Annotated in this window: 14 protein-coding genes, 3 rRNA genes and 1 riboswitch; of the genes, 13 read left to right on the forward strand and 4 right to left on the reverse strand. The window is 50.1% G+C overall.

Translation table 11 applies throughout. The annotated features are described in order from the left end of the window. Positions 1–198 precede the first annotated feature (198 nt). The 9 genes from ABEA14_RS00020 (at position 199) to bluB (ending at position 8,958) form a co-directional block, all read left to right on the forward strand. Positions 199–3,082, forward strand: a 23S ribosomal RNA gene (locus ABEA14_RS00020). 146 nt (positions 3,083–3,228) lie between these two features. Next, positions 3,229–3,347, forward strand: a 5S ribosomal RNA gene (rrf, locus tag ABEA14_RS19310). 20 nt (positions 3,348–3,367) lie between these two features. After that, positions 3,368–3,483 (forward strand): 5S ribosomal RNA (gene rrf, locus ABEA14_RS00025). Between the two features lie 1,074 nt (positions 3,484–4,557). After that, positions 4,558–4,661: riboswitch (adenosylcobalamin-variant (AdoCbl-variant) riboswitch) on the forward strand. Positions 4,662–4,753: 92 nt separating this feature from the next. After that, entirely contained in the window at positions 4,754–5,779 is a 1,026-nt protein-coding gene (gene cobT, locus ABEA14_RS00030; protein WP_345337671.1) for a nicotinate-nucleotide--dimethylbenzimidazole phosphoribosyltransferase, read from the forward strand. Next, positions 5,776–6,546 (forward strand): adenosylcobinamide-GDP ribazoletransferase, encoded by a 771-nt coding sequence (gene cobS, locus ABEA14_RS00035; protein ID WP_345337672.1) that lies wholly within the window; start codon positions 5,776–5,778, stop codon positions 6,544–6,546. Before cobT ends, cobS begins: the two co-directional genes overlap by 4 nt. Next, positions 6,539–7,054, forward strand: coding sequence for a bifunctional adenosylcobinamide kinase/adenosylcobinamide-phosphate guanylyltransferase (cobU, locus tag ABEA14_RS00040; protein ID WP_345337673.1), 516 nt, complete (start codon positions 6,539–6,541; stop codon positions 7,052–7,054). Before cobS ends, cobU begins: the two co-directional genes overlap by 8 nt. Continuing rightward, positions 7,047–7,670: a histidine phosphatase family protein gene (locus ABEA14_RS00045; RefSeq protein WP_345337674.1), complete on the forward strand. Its 624-nt coding sequence runs from the start codon at positions 7,047–7,049 to the stop codon at positions 7,668–7,670. Before cobU ends, ABEA14_RS00045 begins: the two co-directional genes overlap by 8 nt. Positions 7,671–7,681: 11 nt before the next feature. Further along, positions 7,682–8,287, forward strand: a complete 606-nt coding sequence (gene cobO, locus ABEA14_RS00050; RefSeq protein WP_345337675.1) for a cob(I)yrinic acid a,c-diamide adenosyltransferase — start codon at positions 7,682–7,684, stop codon at positions 8,285–8,287. Beyond that, the gene (gene bluB / locus ABEA14_RS00055; protein WP_345337676.1) at positions 8,284–8,958 is read left to right on the forward strand and encodes a 5,6-dimethylbenzimidazole synthase; all 675 of its coding nucleotides are present in this window, start codon (positions 8,284–8,286) and stop codon (positions 8,956–8,958) included. Before cobO ends, bluB begins: the two co-directional genes overlap by 4 nt. Positions 8,959–8,991: 33 nt before the next feature. On the opposite strand, the gene minE is transcribed toward bluB, so the two are convergent. Genes minE through minC form a run of 3 tightly spaced genes read right to left on the reverse strand, consistent with a single transcriptional unit; the run spans position 8,992 to position 10,825 of the window. Next, complete coding sequence (minE, locus tag ABEA14_RS00060; protein WP_345337677.1) at positions 8,992–9,258, reverse strand: cell division topological specificity factor MinE; 267 nt, start codon at positions 9,256–9,258, stop codon at positions 8,992–8,994. A gap of 6 nt (positions 9,259–9,264) precedes the next feature. Beyond that, the gene (gene minD, locus ABEA14_RS00065) at positions 9,265–10,074 is read right to left on the reverse strand and encodes a septum site-determining protein MinD (RefSeq protein ID WP_345337678.1); all 810 of its coding nucleotides are present in this window, start codon (positions 10,072–10,074) and stop codon (positions 9,265–9,267) included. A 25-nt stretch (positions 10,075–10,099) separates the two neighbouring features. Then, positions 10,100–10,825 (reverse strand): septum site-determining protein MinC, encoded by a 726-nt coding sequence (minC, locus tag ABEA14_RS00070; protein ID WP_345337679.1) that lies wholly within the window; start codon positions 10,823–10,825, stop codon positions 10,100–10,102. Between the two features lie 159 nt (positions 10,826–10,984). On the opposite strand from minC, the gene ABEA14_RS00075 reads away from it, so the two are divergent. The 4 genes from ABEA14_RS00075 to ABEA14_RS00090 are packed head-to-tail and all read left to right on the forward strand — an operon-like array spanning position 10,985 to position 13,677. Beyond that, positions 10,985–11,263 (forward strand): YcgL domain-containing protein, encoded by a 279-nt coding sequence (locus ABEA14_RS00075; protein ID WP_345337813.1) that lies wholly within the window; start codon positions 10,985–10,987, stop codon positions 11,261–11,263. Further along, positions 11,260–12,276 carry a lytic murein transglycosylase gene (locus ABEA14_RS00080; protein ID WP_377776153.1) on the forward strand — a complete coding sequence of 339 codons (1,017 nt, stop codon included), beginning with the start codon at positions 11,260–11,262 and terminating at the stop codon, positions 12,274–12,276. Before ABEA14_RS00075 ends, ABEA14_RS00080 begins: the two co-directional genes overlap by 4 nt. 59 nt (positions 12,277–12,335) lie before the next feature. Continuing rightward, positions 12,336–13,199, forward strand: a complete 864-nt coding sequence (locus ABEA14_RS00085) for a transporter substrate-binding domain-containing protein (protein WP_345337680.1) — start codon at positions 12,336–12,338, stop codon at positions 13,197–13,199. Beyond that, a complete protein-coding gene (locus ABEA14_RS00090) occupies positions 13,189–13,677 on the forward strand; it encodes a YcgN family cysteine cluster protein (protein WP_345337681.1) in 489 nt (162 codons plus the stop codon). The genes ABEA14_RS00085 and ABEA14_RS00090 overlap by 11 nt, the downstream gene beginning before the upstream one ends. A 70-nt stretch (positions 13,678–13,747) precedes the next feature. Here ABEA14_RS00090 and dsbB read toward each other — a convergent pair whose 3' ends face one another. Next, on the reverse strand, positions 13,748–14,272 hold the full coding sequence (gene dsbB / locus ABEA14_RS00095; protein ID WP_345337682.1) for a disulfide bond formation protein DsbB: 525 nt from the start codon (positions 14,270–14,272) through the stop codon (positions 13,748–13,750). Between the last annotated feature and the right edge of the window lie 38 nt (positions 14,273–14,310).

Genomic DNA, 14,310 nt, shown 5'->3' on the forward strand with positions numbered 1-14,310 from the left:
TGCTTATATTTGAGTTTTTCTCCCTCTAGGGAGTCAATGCTCTGCTCTTTAACAATCAGGAAATGCTGACAAAGCAAGTTTTTAAAATGTAGTTTTTAAAAAGTTGCCATAGTCACTCTATCTGAACTGAATGTTCAGAGATTTTGGCGAAGTCATTACCAGCACAGTCATTAACTTGAGACCTTTTAGGGGTTGTATGGTTAAGTGACTAAGCGTATGCGGTGGATGCCTTGGCAGTTAGAGGCGATGAAGGACGTGTTAATCTGCGATAAGCATTGGGAAGTTGATAAAAGACGTTATACCCAATGATTTCCGAATGGGGAAACCCGGTGTGCTTTGCACATCATCTGCAACTGAATACATAGGTTGTAGAGGCAAACGAGGGGAACTGAAACATCTAAGTACCCTTAGGAACAGAAATCAACCGAGATTTCCTTAGTAGCGGCGAGCGAACGGGAATTAGCCCTTAAGCACGAGTGCGTTAGTGGAAGGCTCTGGAAAGTGCCGCGATACAGGGTGATAGCCCCGTACACGAAAACAATCTCATTGTGAAATCGAGTAGGTCGGGACACGTGATATCTTGACTGAACATGGGGGGACCATCCTCCAAGGCTAAATACTCCTAACTGACCGATAGTGAACCAGTACCGTGAGGGAAAGGCGAAAAGAACCCCTGTGAGGGGAGTGAAATAGAACCTGAAACCGCATACGTACAAGCAGTGGGAGCCCCTTCGGGGGTGACTGCGTACCTTTTGTATAATGGGTCAGCGACTTACATTCTGTAGCAAGGTTAACCGCATAGGGGAGCCGTAGGGAAACCGAGTCTTAACTGGGCGTCTAGTTGCAGGGTGTAGACCCGAAACCGAGTGATCTACCCATGGCCAGGTTGAAGGTTGAGTAACATCAACTGGAGGACCGAACCCACTAATGTTGAAAAATTAGGGGATGAGCTGTGGGTAGGGGTGAAAGGCCAATCAAACTCGGAGATAGCTGGTTCTCCCCGAAAGCTATTTAGGTAGCGCCTCGGACTTATGCCACTGGGGGTAGAGCACTGTTTCGGCTAGGGGGTCATCCCGACTTACCAACCCGATGCAAACTCCGAATACCAGTGAGTACTATCCGGGAGACACACGGCGGGTGCTAACGTCCGTCGTGGAGAGGGAAACAACCCAGACCGCCAGCTAAGGTCCCAAAGTTATCACTAAGTGGGAAACGATGTGGGAAGGCTCAGACAGCTAGGAGGTTGGCTTAGAAGCAGCCATCCTTTAAAGAAAGCGTAATAGCTCACTAGTCGAGTCGGCCTGCGCGGAAGATGTAACGGGGCTAAGTGATACACCGAAGCTGCGGCAGCGTGCTTGCACGTTGGGTAGGGGAGCGTTCTGTAAGTGGTTGAAGGTGTGCTGTAAGGCATGCTGGACATATCAGAAGTGCGAATGCTGACATGAGTAACGACAAAGCGGGTGAAAAACCCGCTCGCCGGAAGACCAAGGGTTCCTGTCCAATGCTAATCAGGGCAGGGTGAGTCGACCCCTAAGGTGAGGCCGAGAGGCGTAATCGATGGGAAACAGGTTAATATTCCTGTACCGACATGTACTGCGATGGGGGGACGGAGAAGGCTAAATGGGCCAGGCGTTGGTTGTCCTGGTTTAAGTGTGTAGGTTGATGGTTTAGGCAAATCCGGACCGTTAAGACTGAGACACGATATCGAGACTCTACGGAGTTGAAGTCATTGATGCCATGCTTCCAGGAAAAGCCTCTAAGCTTCAGGTACATGTAGATCGTACCCCAAACCGACACAGGTGGTCAGGTAGAGAATACTAAGGCGCTTGAGAGAACTCGGGTGAAGGAACTAGGCAAAATAGTACCGTAACTTCGGGAGAAGGTACGCTGATGTTGGTGATGGGACTTGCTCCCTAAGCTGACGTCAGTCGCAGTGACCAGGTGGCTGGGACTGTTTATTAAAAACACAGCACTCTGCAAACTCGAAAGAGGACGTATAGGGTGTGACACCTGCCCGGTGCCGGAAGGTTAATTGATTGGGTTAGCGCAAGCGAAGCTCATGATCGAAGCCCCGGTAAACGGCGGCCGTAACTATAACGGTCCTAAGGTAGCGAAATTCCTTGTCGGGTAAGTTCCGACCTGCACGAATGGTGTAACCATGGCCACGCTGTCTCCACCCGAGACTCAGTGAAATTGAAATCGCAGTGAAGATGCTGTGTACCCGCGGCTAGACGGAAAGACCCCGTGAACCTTTACTACAGCTTGGCAGTGAACATTGAACCTACATGTGTAGGATAGGTGGGAGGCTTTGAAGTGTGTACGCCAGTATGCATGGAGCCATCCTTGAAATACCACCCTTGTATGTTTGATGTTCTAACCCAGGGCCCTAATCGGGCTCGGGGACATTGCCTGGTGGGTAGTTTGACTGGGGCGGTCTCCTCCCAAAGAGTAACGGAGGAGTACGAAGGTTAGCTAATCACGGTCGGACATCGTGAGGTTAGTACAATGGTATAAGCTAGCTTGACTGCGAGACAGACACGTCGAGCAGGTACGAAAGTAGGTCATAGTGATCCGGTGGCTCTGTATGGAAGGGCCATCGCTCAACGGATAAAAGGTACTCCGGGGATAACAGGCTGATACCGCCCAAGAGTTCATATCGACGGCGGTGTTTGGCACCTCGATGTCGGCTCATCACATCCTGGGGCTGAAGTCGGTCCCAAGGGTATGGCTGTTCGCCATTTAAAGTGGTACGCGAGCTGGGTTTAGAACGTCGTGAGACAGTTCGGTCCCTATCTGCCGTGGGCGTTTGAGAATTGAGAGGGGCTGCTCCTAGTACGAGAGGACCGGAGTGGACGAACCTCTGGTGTTCGGGTTGTCACGCCAGTGGCACTGCCCGGTAGCTAAGTTCGGAATCGATAACCGCTGAAAGCATCTAAGCGGGAAGCGAGCCTCGAGATGAGTTCTCACTTGGACTTTAAGTCCACTGAAGGGTTGTTGAAGACTACGACGTTGATAGGCAGGGTGTGGAAGCGTTGTGAGGCGTTGAGCTAACCTGTACTAATTGCCCGTGAGGCTTAACCATACAACCCCTAAGAAGTTTCACCAAAAATGTTCCAGACATTTTTGGGTACTAGCCCCGTCCATGGGGCATGTAAGTTAATCACTGAGCTGTAGACAAGCCAAAATCTGAATAGAGTGACAGTTAGCATTTTCTGATTAAGTTTTTAGTCTGGCGGCCATAGCGTTGTGGTACCACCTGATCCCATTCCGAACTCAGAAGTGAAANGTTTTTGAGTTAATCACTGAGCTGTAGACAAGCCAAAATCTGAATAGAGTGACTGTTAGCATTTTCTGATTAAGTTTTTAGTCTGGCGGCCATAGCGTTGTGGTACCACCTGATCCCATTCCGAACTCAGAAGTGAAACGCAACTGCGCCGATGGTAGTGTGGGGCTTCCCCATGTGAGAGTAGGTCACCGCCAGACACCTAATACACGAAAAACCCCAGCAGCAATGCTGGGGTTTTTTCGTATATGCGCCTGACGGCGCCGACGCTCCCATGCGGCCCACAGGCGCTCGCAAGCTCGCTATGTGGGCCTGCCCAGCTCACGGCAAGCCGCTCGCGCTTCGGGTGTATGAAGCTGCGCTTCATTAACCGCACACCCTACACCCCCATGTGAGCGGCGCTCCGCGCGGCCACAAATCACAGACGTTTGGCTTGTAAAAGCCCTCTCCTGGGGGAGAGGGTTGGGTGATGTGCAACCGGAACATAGGTAACACTTTAAACCGGCAACATGGGTTACACCTTTTCAAAGGTTGAGCAACGCCATTCGGTCAGNGAACCCCAGCAGCAATGCTGGGGTTTTTTGTTTGGGGCGTCCATACCCCAAATCCCTACGGGACTTCGCTCTGATTCATTCCATATGAATCGGTCGTATATGCGCCTGACGGCGCTTACCCTCGCGGTCAGCCCTTGCGGGATGAGCTGCTCTCCTTTATCAACCCCTTCACGCCGCAAGGACTCCCGGCTTGCAAGCACAGCTTGCTGCGCGCTACGGCCACGGCAAAGCGATGCTTTGCTAACCGCGTGGCCTACGCCCCCATGTGAGCGATAAACCTTTTAGAAACGCTTCTACCTCTTGGCTCGTTGATAGACACCTTATTAAGTAAAAAGGCTACCCGAAAGGGTGGCCTTTTTGCGTTGTGGGGTACTGAAAAACCACCGAGACACCTTCGCAGCTTGCGGGCAGCCTTTTAACTTAATGCGCCTGACGGCGCTGCCCCCCGCGGTCAGCCAGCGCACGAAGCGTTGCTTCGTTAGCGCACTGTCTTCACCCCCATGTGAGCGGCGCTTCGCGCGGTTGATAGAATCAATAGATAAATAAGACAGTTGCGTTTCATCGCCCTCATTTGAGGAGAGGGGTGGGTGAGGGGGCTTTGGCCCTTACCTAGGTAGCTAAAACAGATTGTTGTTTGGTGTGTCATCTGTCAGAGACCGCATTCCGAGCGGCTGTCTGTTGTGCCTTGATGGGCTCTCCCTCTATACTGCAAACGCCTCAAACAAGCGTTCTATACAGGGAATGTGGTGAAAATCCACAACTGTGCCCGCAACTGTAAATAAGCACTCGTCTTCGAGCTTATAAGTCAGATTACCTGTCCTGTTTGAACGCAGCCAACGAGCGGGTTACTCGTCAAGCTGGGTGTCTCTTCAATACCCTGTCGAACGATTACCCCTATAACTATTTAGGGACATATATGTGGTCAATAAGCGCAGTCGAGCGCAGTGAAGAAAACCAAATTCAAGCAACGATTGATAACAAAACAAAGCCTCAGGGTTCACTAGGGGCGCTTGAGGTTATCGCCAAACAGGTTGCAATGATTCAAGGGGCGAAATTGCCCAAACTCAAGCAGCCAAAGTTTTGGGTGTTTGCGGGTGATCATGGGGTTGCCGAGGAGAGCGTCAGTGCCTTTCCACAAGAGGTAACCGCACAGATGGTGGCTAACTTCTGTCAGGGCGGCGCCGCTATCAATGTGTTTTGTCGACTGAATGATATATCGCTATCTGTCGTTGATGCCGGAGTTAAAGGGGATGTTTCTGGTTTTCCTGGTGTTATCGACTGTTCCCTTGGAAAAGGTACAAACAACTTTTGTGTTGGCCCCGCAATGTCGATTGATACCATCGAATTAGCATTTGCTCGCTCGTCATCGCTGCTGAGTCAGGCGGCACAGTCTGGGACTAACATTGTTGGTTTTGGTGAAATGGGGATTGCCAATACGACGTCGTCAGCAGCGCTAATTGCTCTGCTTACAGATATTCCAGCCAGTTATTGTGTTGGACGAGGCACCGGCATCGATGCTGATGGCTTGGAGCGAAAGCTCGAAGTTATTGAATCAGTGAGAGACAAATATCGAGGAATAGACTCACCTGTTGAAGCTCTGGCGACGGTAGGAGGCTTTGAGATTGCCATGATGGTTGGCGCTATGCTGTCGGCTGCAGAACACAAAATGGTGATATTGGTTGACGGATTTATTGCATCTGCAGCGGCCTTGGTGGCAGTGAAAATGGTGCCCGAAGTCAAAGAATATATGGTTTTTTGTCATGCATCAGCTGAGAGTGGTCATCACTATTTGTTACAAGAGCTGGGTGTAAAACCACTGCTGGACTTGGGGCTAAGGCTAGGAGAGGGGACTGGTGCGGCATTGGCTTTTCCGCTGGTACAGAGTGCAGTTGCCTTTTATAACGAAATGGCCAGTTTTGATTCTGCTGGAGTGAGCCAGTGACGGCTTTGATTCGCTGGCATTGGCTGCTGCTTTTAACGGCGCTGCAGTTCCTGACCCGCATACCGGTAAAGTTGCCGGAACCCTATGACCACAGATGGCTGCAAGGCTGTAGTGTCTATTTTCCTGTTGTTGGGTGCCTGGTAGGCATTGTCAGTGCCGGCGCATACTGGTTAACCGAACCAATGTTTGATAGTACGATTGCCGCCGTTATCTCTGTTGCGGTGTCGCTGCTTCTCACTGGCGCATTTCATGAAGATGGGCTTGCTGACACTGCCGATGGCTTCGGCGGTGGCCATACGGTCGACGATAAGCTGAGAATAATGAAAGATTCCCGGGTGGGGACTTACGGTGTTGTCATATTGGTGGTTACCTTGATGCTTAAGGTGCTTACCACTGCAAGTCTGAACAACCCTCAGCTGATTATTGCTGGCCACGTCATCAGTCGCGCTTTCGCTGTGACTTTCATCTCTGCGCTCCCCTACGTGAGCGAGGCCAAAACCAGTAAGAGCAAACCGCTATCCACTCAGTTAACGAAAGGCGGCATCGTCTCCGTAATCGCTATCGCATTGCTCACTATGCTGTTATTGCCAATGAAGGCCGTCTTACCCACGGTGGTATGCCTCCTGTTATTGTGGCTCATAGTTCGAAAGTTGTTTCTGGCACAGATAGGTGGCTATACCGGTGATAACCTAGGGGCTGCGCAGCAGCTCTCTGAAGCCATACTGCTGATGGCTTGTGCAGGCGCGCTGGGAGTATCTATTGATTGAATTAGTGATTGGTGGGGCGAGGTCAGGTAAGAGTACGTTTGCGGAAACGCTGGCGATTAACAGCCAAATGGACGTGGTCTATATCGCCACCGCTGAGGTGCTAGATGATGAAATGGCCGAACGGATCAGACATCATCAAAAACAAAGACCTGGCCACTGGCAGTTGGTTGAAGTGCCAACAGATCTTGCTGAGGTGATCTCCTCATCAAGTCCCGAAACTCTATTACTGATTGATTGTTTGACCCTTTGGTTGAGCAACTTGATGTTAAAAGGGTTAGCCATAAATGAAAGGTTAGAGGCCGTTGAGGTGGCCTTGCAACAGCGACAGCAAAACACCATTCTTGTCAGCAACGAAGTGGGTATGGGCATAGTGCCAGAAAATGCCCTTGGTAGAAGATTTAGAGACGAGGCTGGTCGTATGAATCAGCGTATCGCTCAAATTGCTGGCAGGGTTACCTTGGTGTCTGCTGGACTCCCTTTGTTGCTAAAGGGGCCAATTCATGGCTGAACTCAAGGTAATGCATTTGGTTCGCCATGGCGAGGTAATGTCACCGTCATGTTTGCTTGGCTCAACCAACGTTGGTTTGACCGAATTAGGCAGGATAAAACTCGTTGATGCTGTAGAAAGGCTTGTCGGTCCGAAAACCAGGATCTTTAGCTCACCACTAAACCGTTGTTCATTGGTGGCCAACCAAGTCGCTGACAATAAAACGCTTAAGTGTGATCTGGTTGATGAGCTAAAAGAGTATGACTTTGGGTGTTTGGATGGTGTGCCTTTTTCAAAGTACTCCAACACTGAGGAAGTCATGCTTGCGAGCTTTTGGCGTGACCCTGTCCGTGGTCGCATTCCAGACGCAGAAATGATGCCCGATTTTCAGAAACGTATTCATCAATGCCTGATGGGGATCTGGGATGAAATAGACGGGGAAGGAGTGGTGGTGACACATGGCGGTGTTGTTCGCATGGTGTTGAACGAGGTGTTGAATTTAGGTTTAGATGCCTACCGCTCGTTACTGTCCTTAGAGATTCCCTACGGATCGATTACCACAATTGAACGATTTCAACAGCATGACCAATCCTCATATCGCGTAAAGCGGGTTGGTTGGACGCACGAATTTAATTAGGAGAATGCTCGGTGTCAGACCAAGTGAATAAAGACGAACGGCATAAAGCCAGACAGCAGAAAATTAAAGAAAACGTCGATAAGAGAATCGACGATGCACAAGAAGAGCGTGGCGTTCTTATCGTTATTACCGGCAATGGTAAGGGTAAGAGTACGTCTGGCTTTGGCACCGTCGCTCGTTGCGTTGGTCACGGTTATAAAGCGGGTGTTATCCAGTTTATTAAAGGCACCTGGGATTGTGGTGAACGCAACCTGTTAGAGAATGCTGGCGTTGAATTTCAGGTCATGAACACAGGCTTTACCTGGGAAACTCAGAATCGAGAAGCAGATACCGCCGCCGCGCAAAAGGTTTGGAAAGAAGCAAAACGTATGTTGGCGGATGACACCCTTCATCTGGTGCTATTAGACGAGATCACCTATATGGTTCAGTACAACTATCTGGATCTGGATGAAGTGATTGAAGCGATTGCCAACCGGCCCCAAGAACAAAGTGTGGTTTTGACAGGCCGAGGAGCTCATCGTCGTTTAACCGAAATGGCAGACACCGTGTCCGAAGTCCAGCCGTTAAAGCACGCGTTTGATGCAGGCATTAAGGCGCGTAAAGGAGTGGATTGGTGACCGACGCCAAGGATGGAATCTTTTCGCAAGCTGAGGCCGATACCGTAGAGCGCGTCATTCGCTCACGCCGTGATGTCAGGGGCAACAGGTTTGTCTCTGACCCCGTGCCTGACAGCATGCTTGAGAAGATTTTTGAAGCGGCAATGTGGGCGCCTTCGGTGGGATATTCTCAGCCGTGGCGCTTTATCACTGTCCACAATCAGGATACCAAGCGTAAAGTGGCTGAATCCTTTGCCACCGAAAATCAGAAGGCGTCCGCTCTGTTTACTGACGACAAGCAGGCGCTGTATCAGCAATTGAAATTAGAAGGTATTAAGGAAGCGCCAGTCAATCTTGCGGTTTACTACTGTCCCAGTGAGCAACCTGTGTTGGGGCAGACAAGCATGCCTGATATGGGACGGTTCAGCGTGGTCTGTGCCATAGAGAACATGTGGTTAATGGCAAGGGCATTAAACATAGGGGTAGGTTGGGTTAGCATCTTAGATCCAACCAAAGTATCGGAAGCTTTGCAGGCGCCTGACCACTGGGAACTGATCGGTTATTTGTGCCTGGGGTACACCAACGGCTTTCTCAGCGAGCCAGAGCTGGAGAAGCTGGGGTGGGATAAACGCCGGCAGCGGCACCAGGTTTGGTTTGAAGAAAACGCAGGAAATAAAAAGCCACCTGAATAGGTGGCTTTTTTGATGTTTATGCACTGGCTGTTGTTACTGGCGTTGGCCCTCATCAGGCAGCATGACATTCAATTCCAATACAGACAGATCTGAGCCCTTTTGGTCGAGGCTTACACTTACCTGATCTGGGTTGATATCTACGTAACGTTTAATCACCTCCAAGATATCCCGTTCCAACTGGGGTAGGTAAGAGGGGCTGTTACGTCGACTACGCTCGTGGGCAACAATAATCTGCAAACGCTCTTTTGCCAGTGATGCCGTGTTTTTCTTAGACGAGCGGAAATAATCCAACAATGACATAAGTGGTTAACCTCCAAAGATGCGCTTGAAAATTCCTTTTTTCTGCGCCGTCAGGAAGCGGTAATCCACTTCATTGCCGAGCAGTCTCTCTACCGCGTCCTGATAAGCCAGGCCCGCGTCACTCTGTTCGTCCAGAATTACTGGAGCACCTGAGTTAGAGGCTTTCAATACAGCTTGAGATTCTGGGATCACACCCAGCAATGGAACCGCCAGGATCTCCTGTACATCTTCCACGCTCAGCATATCGCCACGGTCGACACGGCTTGGCGCATAACGAGTCAGCAACAGATGCTCTTTTACAGGTTCTTCGCCTGCTTCTGCACGACGAGACTTGCTTGCAAGGATGCCAAGAATACGGTCTGAGTCGCGGACAGAAGAGACTTCAGGGTTGGTAACCACCACGGCTTCATCAGCAAAATACAGCGCCATCTGAGCGCCCATTTCAATACCCGCAGGTGAGTCACAAATGATGTAATCAAAAGTCTCTGAAAGCTCTTCCAGAACTTTGCCTACGCCTTCTTTGGTCAGGGCATCTTTATCGCGAGTCTGAGAAGCCGGCAGAATGTAGAGATTATCTACACGCTTGTCCTTAATCAGCGACTGGTTAAGGTTGGCTTCTTGATTGATGACGTTTACGAAGTCGTAGACAACGCGACGCTCACAACCCATGATCAGGTCGAGATTACGCAGGCCTACATCGAAGTCGATAACGACAGTTTTGTTTCCCTTGATTGCTAAGCCAGTTGCGATGGCTGCGCTGGTAGTGGTTTTGCCAACACCACCTTTTCCTGATGTGACAACGATGATACGTGCCATAGTTCTTATTCCTGTATGAATTCGCTTAATTCAGTGCGTCGATGGTTAGTTTTTCGTCCCGCAATGAGATGGCTGCTGCTTGCTGCCAATGGGTTTCTTGCAGGGCATCGCTTAGCCAGTAGTGTCCACAAATCGAAACCAGTTCGGCTTGCAGGTTCTGGCAGAATATTCTTGCATCCAGATCGCCTTTCGCTCCGGCAATAGCGCGGCCTCTCAGAGTGCCATACACATGGATGTTGCCATCGGCAATTACCTCGGCACCGTTGCTCACCTGACCCAGAACAATGAGGTCTGAATCCTTGGCGTAGATCTGCTGACCTGAGCGAACCGGCTGACGTATCACCATGGTTTCCTGTCTGGCAGGCTCCTGTGGCATGGGCGCCGGTTGTGAAGTCGCAGGGGGGGCAGCTTGAGCAGCCGGCTTTGGTTTACTTGCTTTGCTGGATACGGGTTTGGTTAACACCGCCAATCCGGCTAGCTTCGCCGCGCTGCGCTGCTCTTCGTCGGCGTTAGTGACACCAACAGCGACCAAGCGGAGCGACTCAAGCGTTTCTTTCAGCTGTTCGAATGGGATCTGTTCACCTTGTAAGAGTTCAAGGTCTACCACGACAGGGGCACGATCGAAAAAATGGGGTACCTGAGCAATTTTTTGCCCAAGTTCTGACGCCACAGCGTCAATATCTAAACTGCTAAGTTTCAGAACTGAAAGGGTAAATGCGCTGCCTTTCAATTCAAGCGCGGATTGCGACATATGAAGACGTTACCTGTCTTTTATAAATTGTTGCCTGGCCTTGTGGCCCATGTGCGGTCTGAAGCCGCCTATCGCCTGGGTTCTGTCCTCCCAAGGCCAGGTCATGGTATAGTCTGCAACCCTTTCAAGGCAAGTATGTTCAAGCGGGATTTTTCAACTATGTGGTGTGCGATCTATAAGAGCAGCAAAAAAGTCGATAGTTATCTGTTCATTGAGCGCAAAGACGATTTTTCTCGTGTCCCCGAGGCATTAATGGCGCAGTTCGCCGGTCCTCAATTGGTGATGGTTGTAAATTTGGAAAAACGTGAACGTTTGGCCATGGCAGATATCGAAAAGGTTAAGGTTGAGTTGACCGATAGAGGTTTTTATCTGCAGTTACCACCACCGACAGAGGGTCTTCTGAAACAACATCGGGCCGAAAAAGGATTAGATGAATGATTAAACGTGCGCTCATTGCCGCAGTAATTTCTGTTAGCGGCACAGCATTCAGTAGCGTAATAACAGCCAATCAGGCGATGGCTGCAGAATATCTGCCAGCGCCAGAAGGATTTGCTGATTTTATTCTTGAAGTAAAACAAGATGCCGCGGCTCAAGGGATCAGCGAACAGATCCTGGAGCAAGCCTTTGCCGACGTCACTTATATGCGAAAAGCTGTAAAGCAGGACAAATCGCAGCCGGAGTTTCGCAAGTCGACTCTGGAAACCTATATGTCAAAACGAGTACCTGATTGGAAGGTAAAAAAAGCGCGTCAGCTATACGCCAAGCATCAGGATGTTTTAGAAAAAATAGGTAAAGAGTATGGGGTTCAGCCCCGTTTTATTGTCGCTTTGTGGGGCTCGGAGTCTAACTTTGGCAGTTATCAGGGAAACTTTCCTGTGGTGTCTGCGCTGTCGACCATGGCCTATGAAGGACGTCGTGCTGAGTTTTTCCGCAAAGAGTTGATGGCGGCTTTGACCATTTTGGAGCAGGGGCATATCAGCGTTGATAAGTTCAAAGGCTCCTGGGCGGGTGCGATGGGCCAGACGCAGTTTATGCCGAGTTCATTCTTAAGCTTTGCGGTTGATTACAACGGTGACGGTCGCAAAGATATTTGGGGCTCCGAGGCAGATGCATTTGCTTCGATTGCCAATTATCTAAGCCAAAGTGGCTGGGATGATTCTATTACCTGGGGGCGCCAGGTGAAGCTGCCAGCTGGTTTTGATGCCGAACAATCAGGGATCAAACTCAAACGCACGTTGGCCGAATGGCAGACCTTGGGTGTACGCCGTTATGACGGCACAGACCTTCCCACAAACAGCATCGATGCTTCGGTGATTATTCCTGATGACACCAATGGTCGAGTGTTTCTGGCTTATCAGAACTTTGATGTCTTGATGCGCTGGAACCGGAGCTATTACTTCGCCTGTACTGTGGGCTATTTGTCAGATCGTATTCGATACCCTGCACTGTGATGAGATTATCTAGTTCTAAACATAGCTTTGTAGGTCAGCGCTTGCGCTGGCTTCTTGCTTTGTCTGTTTTTAGTTTTAGTGGTGCTTTGGTTGCTTCTGACGCCAAGCAATCTACAACCCTGTACGTCGATTTTCCGGTCAAGGACTTTGAACAGGGTAGTGAAACCACGTTGCACCATACTGAGTACGGATTGCTGAAAATCCTTATTCCTGAGTTACGCAAGCAGTACCCGGTATCACTGGCTCAGTCCAATAGTGGTCAGGCGGTTGCATTGGTTCAAAGAGAACAGGCAGGGTGTGTCAGCAACGTACGTTTTACGCAAGCGCGATCCAATAAGCTGCATTTTTCCAAGCCATTTTCACTTTATTTCGGCATGCGACTTTATTATCAGGCTGACAACGTCAAGGCCCAGAGCGCGATAGCGAAGTTTGGTCGCAAGCCAGTGGCGTTGGCCAAGCTGTTTGAAGGGGAGCAAAGTGGGCGCCTTGGCGTGGTTTCCGGTCGCTCATATGGCGACAAGATAGATCCATTTCTTAACTCTCCCGAAATGCGTTACAACCTCTATGTGCGAGGTGCCAATGATATGTCAAAGGGACTCCTGGCTATGCTGGGGCAGGGCCGAGTTGATTATGTGATTGAGTATCCAGAAGTCGCTGCACACTATCTTGATGACCATCAGGAGGAGAATATCCGCAGTGTGGCACTGGCTGAGAGTGAGTCTATGGTGACCGGGCACCTGGCGTGTGCAAAGACCGCTGAAGGAAAAGCTGTCATCGCCGAGTTTGACACTCTGGTTGCGAACTACCAGCAGCGTGAAGACTATTACCAGGCTCATATTGCAGGCCTTCCAGAATCACTGAGAGCGGAGTTTGCCAAACAATACGAGCATGTTTTCGGAAAGGTAGCTGAAAATGGCCGCTGATCAGCCCTTTTGGATAAAGAAAACATTGGCTCAGATGAGCGAATCTGAGTGGGAATCGCTTTGTGATGGGTGCGGCAAATGCTGCCTGCACAAGGTTATCGACGAAGATACCGACGAACTGTATTTCACTGAAGTCGCCTGCCGACTGTTAGACCCGGAAACCGGTGCGTGTTCAGACTATGCGCATCGTTTTCGCCATGTGCATGATTGTGTCAAAGTGACACTCGATGATATCGAGTCGTTTTTATGGCTACCGCCAACCTGCGCCTATCGACGTTTGGCAGAAGGTAAGCCACTTCCAGAATGGCACCCCCTGTTAACTGGGGACAAGTCCAGAATGCATTTGGAAGGTCATTCAGTTCGCGGAAAGCATGTGGTACTGGAAAAGGATGCCGGGCCAACATTGTCAGAACATATTGTGTGGTGGCCTTTGGATGAAGATGGCTACAGTGAAGCTTACGTCGATAGTGGGGATTAGATACAGATCCCCTAATAAAAAAGCGGGCTGGCATTAGGCTGGGAGCCCGCTTTTTTCTTTTTTCGTCTGCTTAGCTATTAGCCTTCAGTCGACTTATACCCCAGCAAGCCAGTACGACGACTGCGAGCAGGGTATAAATAACGAAGCTGACGACCAGCCATTGTGGCATCGACCAGCCCAGGAAAGACCATGCTATTTCGCCACAATCTCCTGTCGCTTCAAAAAACACCGGTAACCAGTGATGTAACTGCAGCCAACTTGGGAAGTTAGGCTCAAAATCACAGGTATTGAATGGTGAAGGATTAATTTGCAGCTGGACATGTTCCCACGCGAGCAATAGCCCCCACACGCCAGAAACAAGCCATGCGGCAAAGCCAGTCAGTCTGAGCCAAAGGTATTGTGGTGCAATGGCAGTAATAAAGCCCGTGAGCAATACCCCAAGCATGGCGACACGTTCATAAATACACATAATGCATGGCGCTAGGTCCATGCCGTACTGGAAAAATAGGGCGCAGAGCTCCAAAGCCAGAGCTGAGGCTCCTAACAACAACCACGGCCATCGTTTCTCTGGCCAACTACCGATAATCTGGATCACTCAACAAATTCCTTCTGACAGCTGAGTATGGAAATAAG

The sequence above is a fragment of the Corallincola platygyrae genome (assembly GCF_039544265.1).
In the GTDB taxonomy this organism is placed as follows: Bacteria; Pseudomonadota; Gammaproteobacteria; order Enterobacterales; family Neiellaceae; genus Corallincola; species Corallincola platygyrae.

What these genes read in the sequence shown, in the direction of transcription:
- cobT (WP_345337671.1), top strand. Translation starts at nt 4,754, where the DNA reads ATGTGGTCAATAAGCGCAGTCGAGCGCAGTGAAGAAAACCAAATTCAA.
- ABEA14_RS00045 (WP_345337674.1), top strand. Translation starts at nt 7,047, where the DNA reads ATGGCTGAACTCAAGGTAATGCATTTGGTTCGCCATGGCGAGGTAATG.
- minE (WP_345337677.1), bottom strand. Translation starts at nt 9,258, where the DNA reads ATGTCATTGTTGGATTATTTCCGCTCGTCTAAGAAAAACACGGCATCA.
- minD (WP_345337678.1), bottom strand. Translation starts at nt 10,074, where the DNA reads ATGGCACGTATCATCGTTGTCACATCAGGAAAAGGTGGTGTTGGCAAA.
- minC (WP_345337679.1), bottom strand. Translation starts at nt 10,825, where the DNA reads ATGTCGCAATCCGCGCTTGAATTGAAAGGCAGCGCATTTACCCTTTCA.
- ABEA14_RS00075 (WP_345337813.1), top strand. Translation starts at nt 10,985, where the DNA reads ATGTGGTGTGCGATCTATAAGAGCAGCAAAAAAGTCGATAGTTATCTG.
- ABEA14_RS00080 (WP_377776153.1), top strand. Translation starts at nt 11,260, where the DNA reads ATGATTAAACGTGCGCTCATTGCCGCAGTAATTTCTGTTAGCGGCACA.
- ABEA14_RS00090 (WP_345337681.1), top strand. Translation starts at nt 13,189, where the DNA reads ATGGCCGCTGATCAGCCCTTTTGGATAAAGAAAACATTGGCTCAGATG.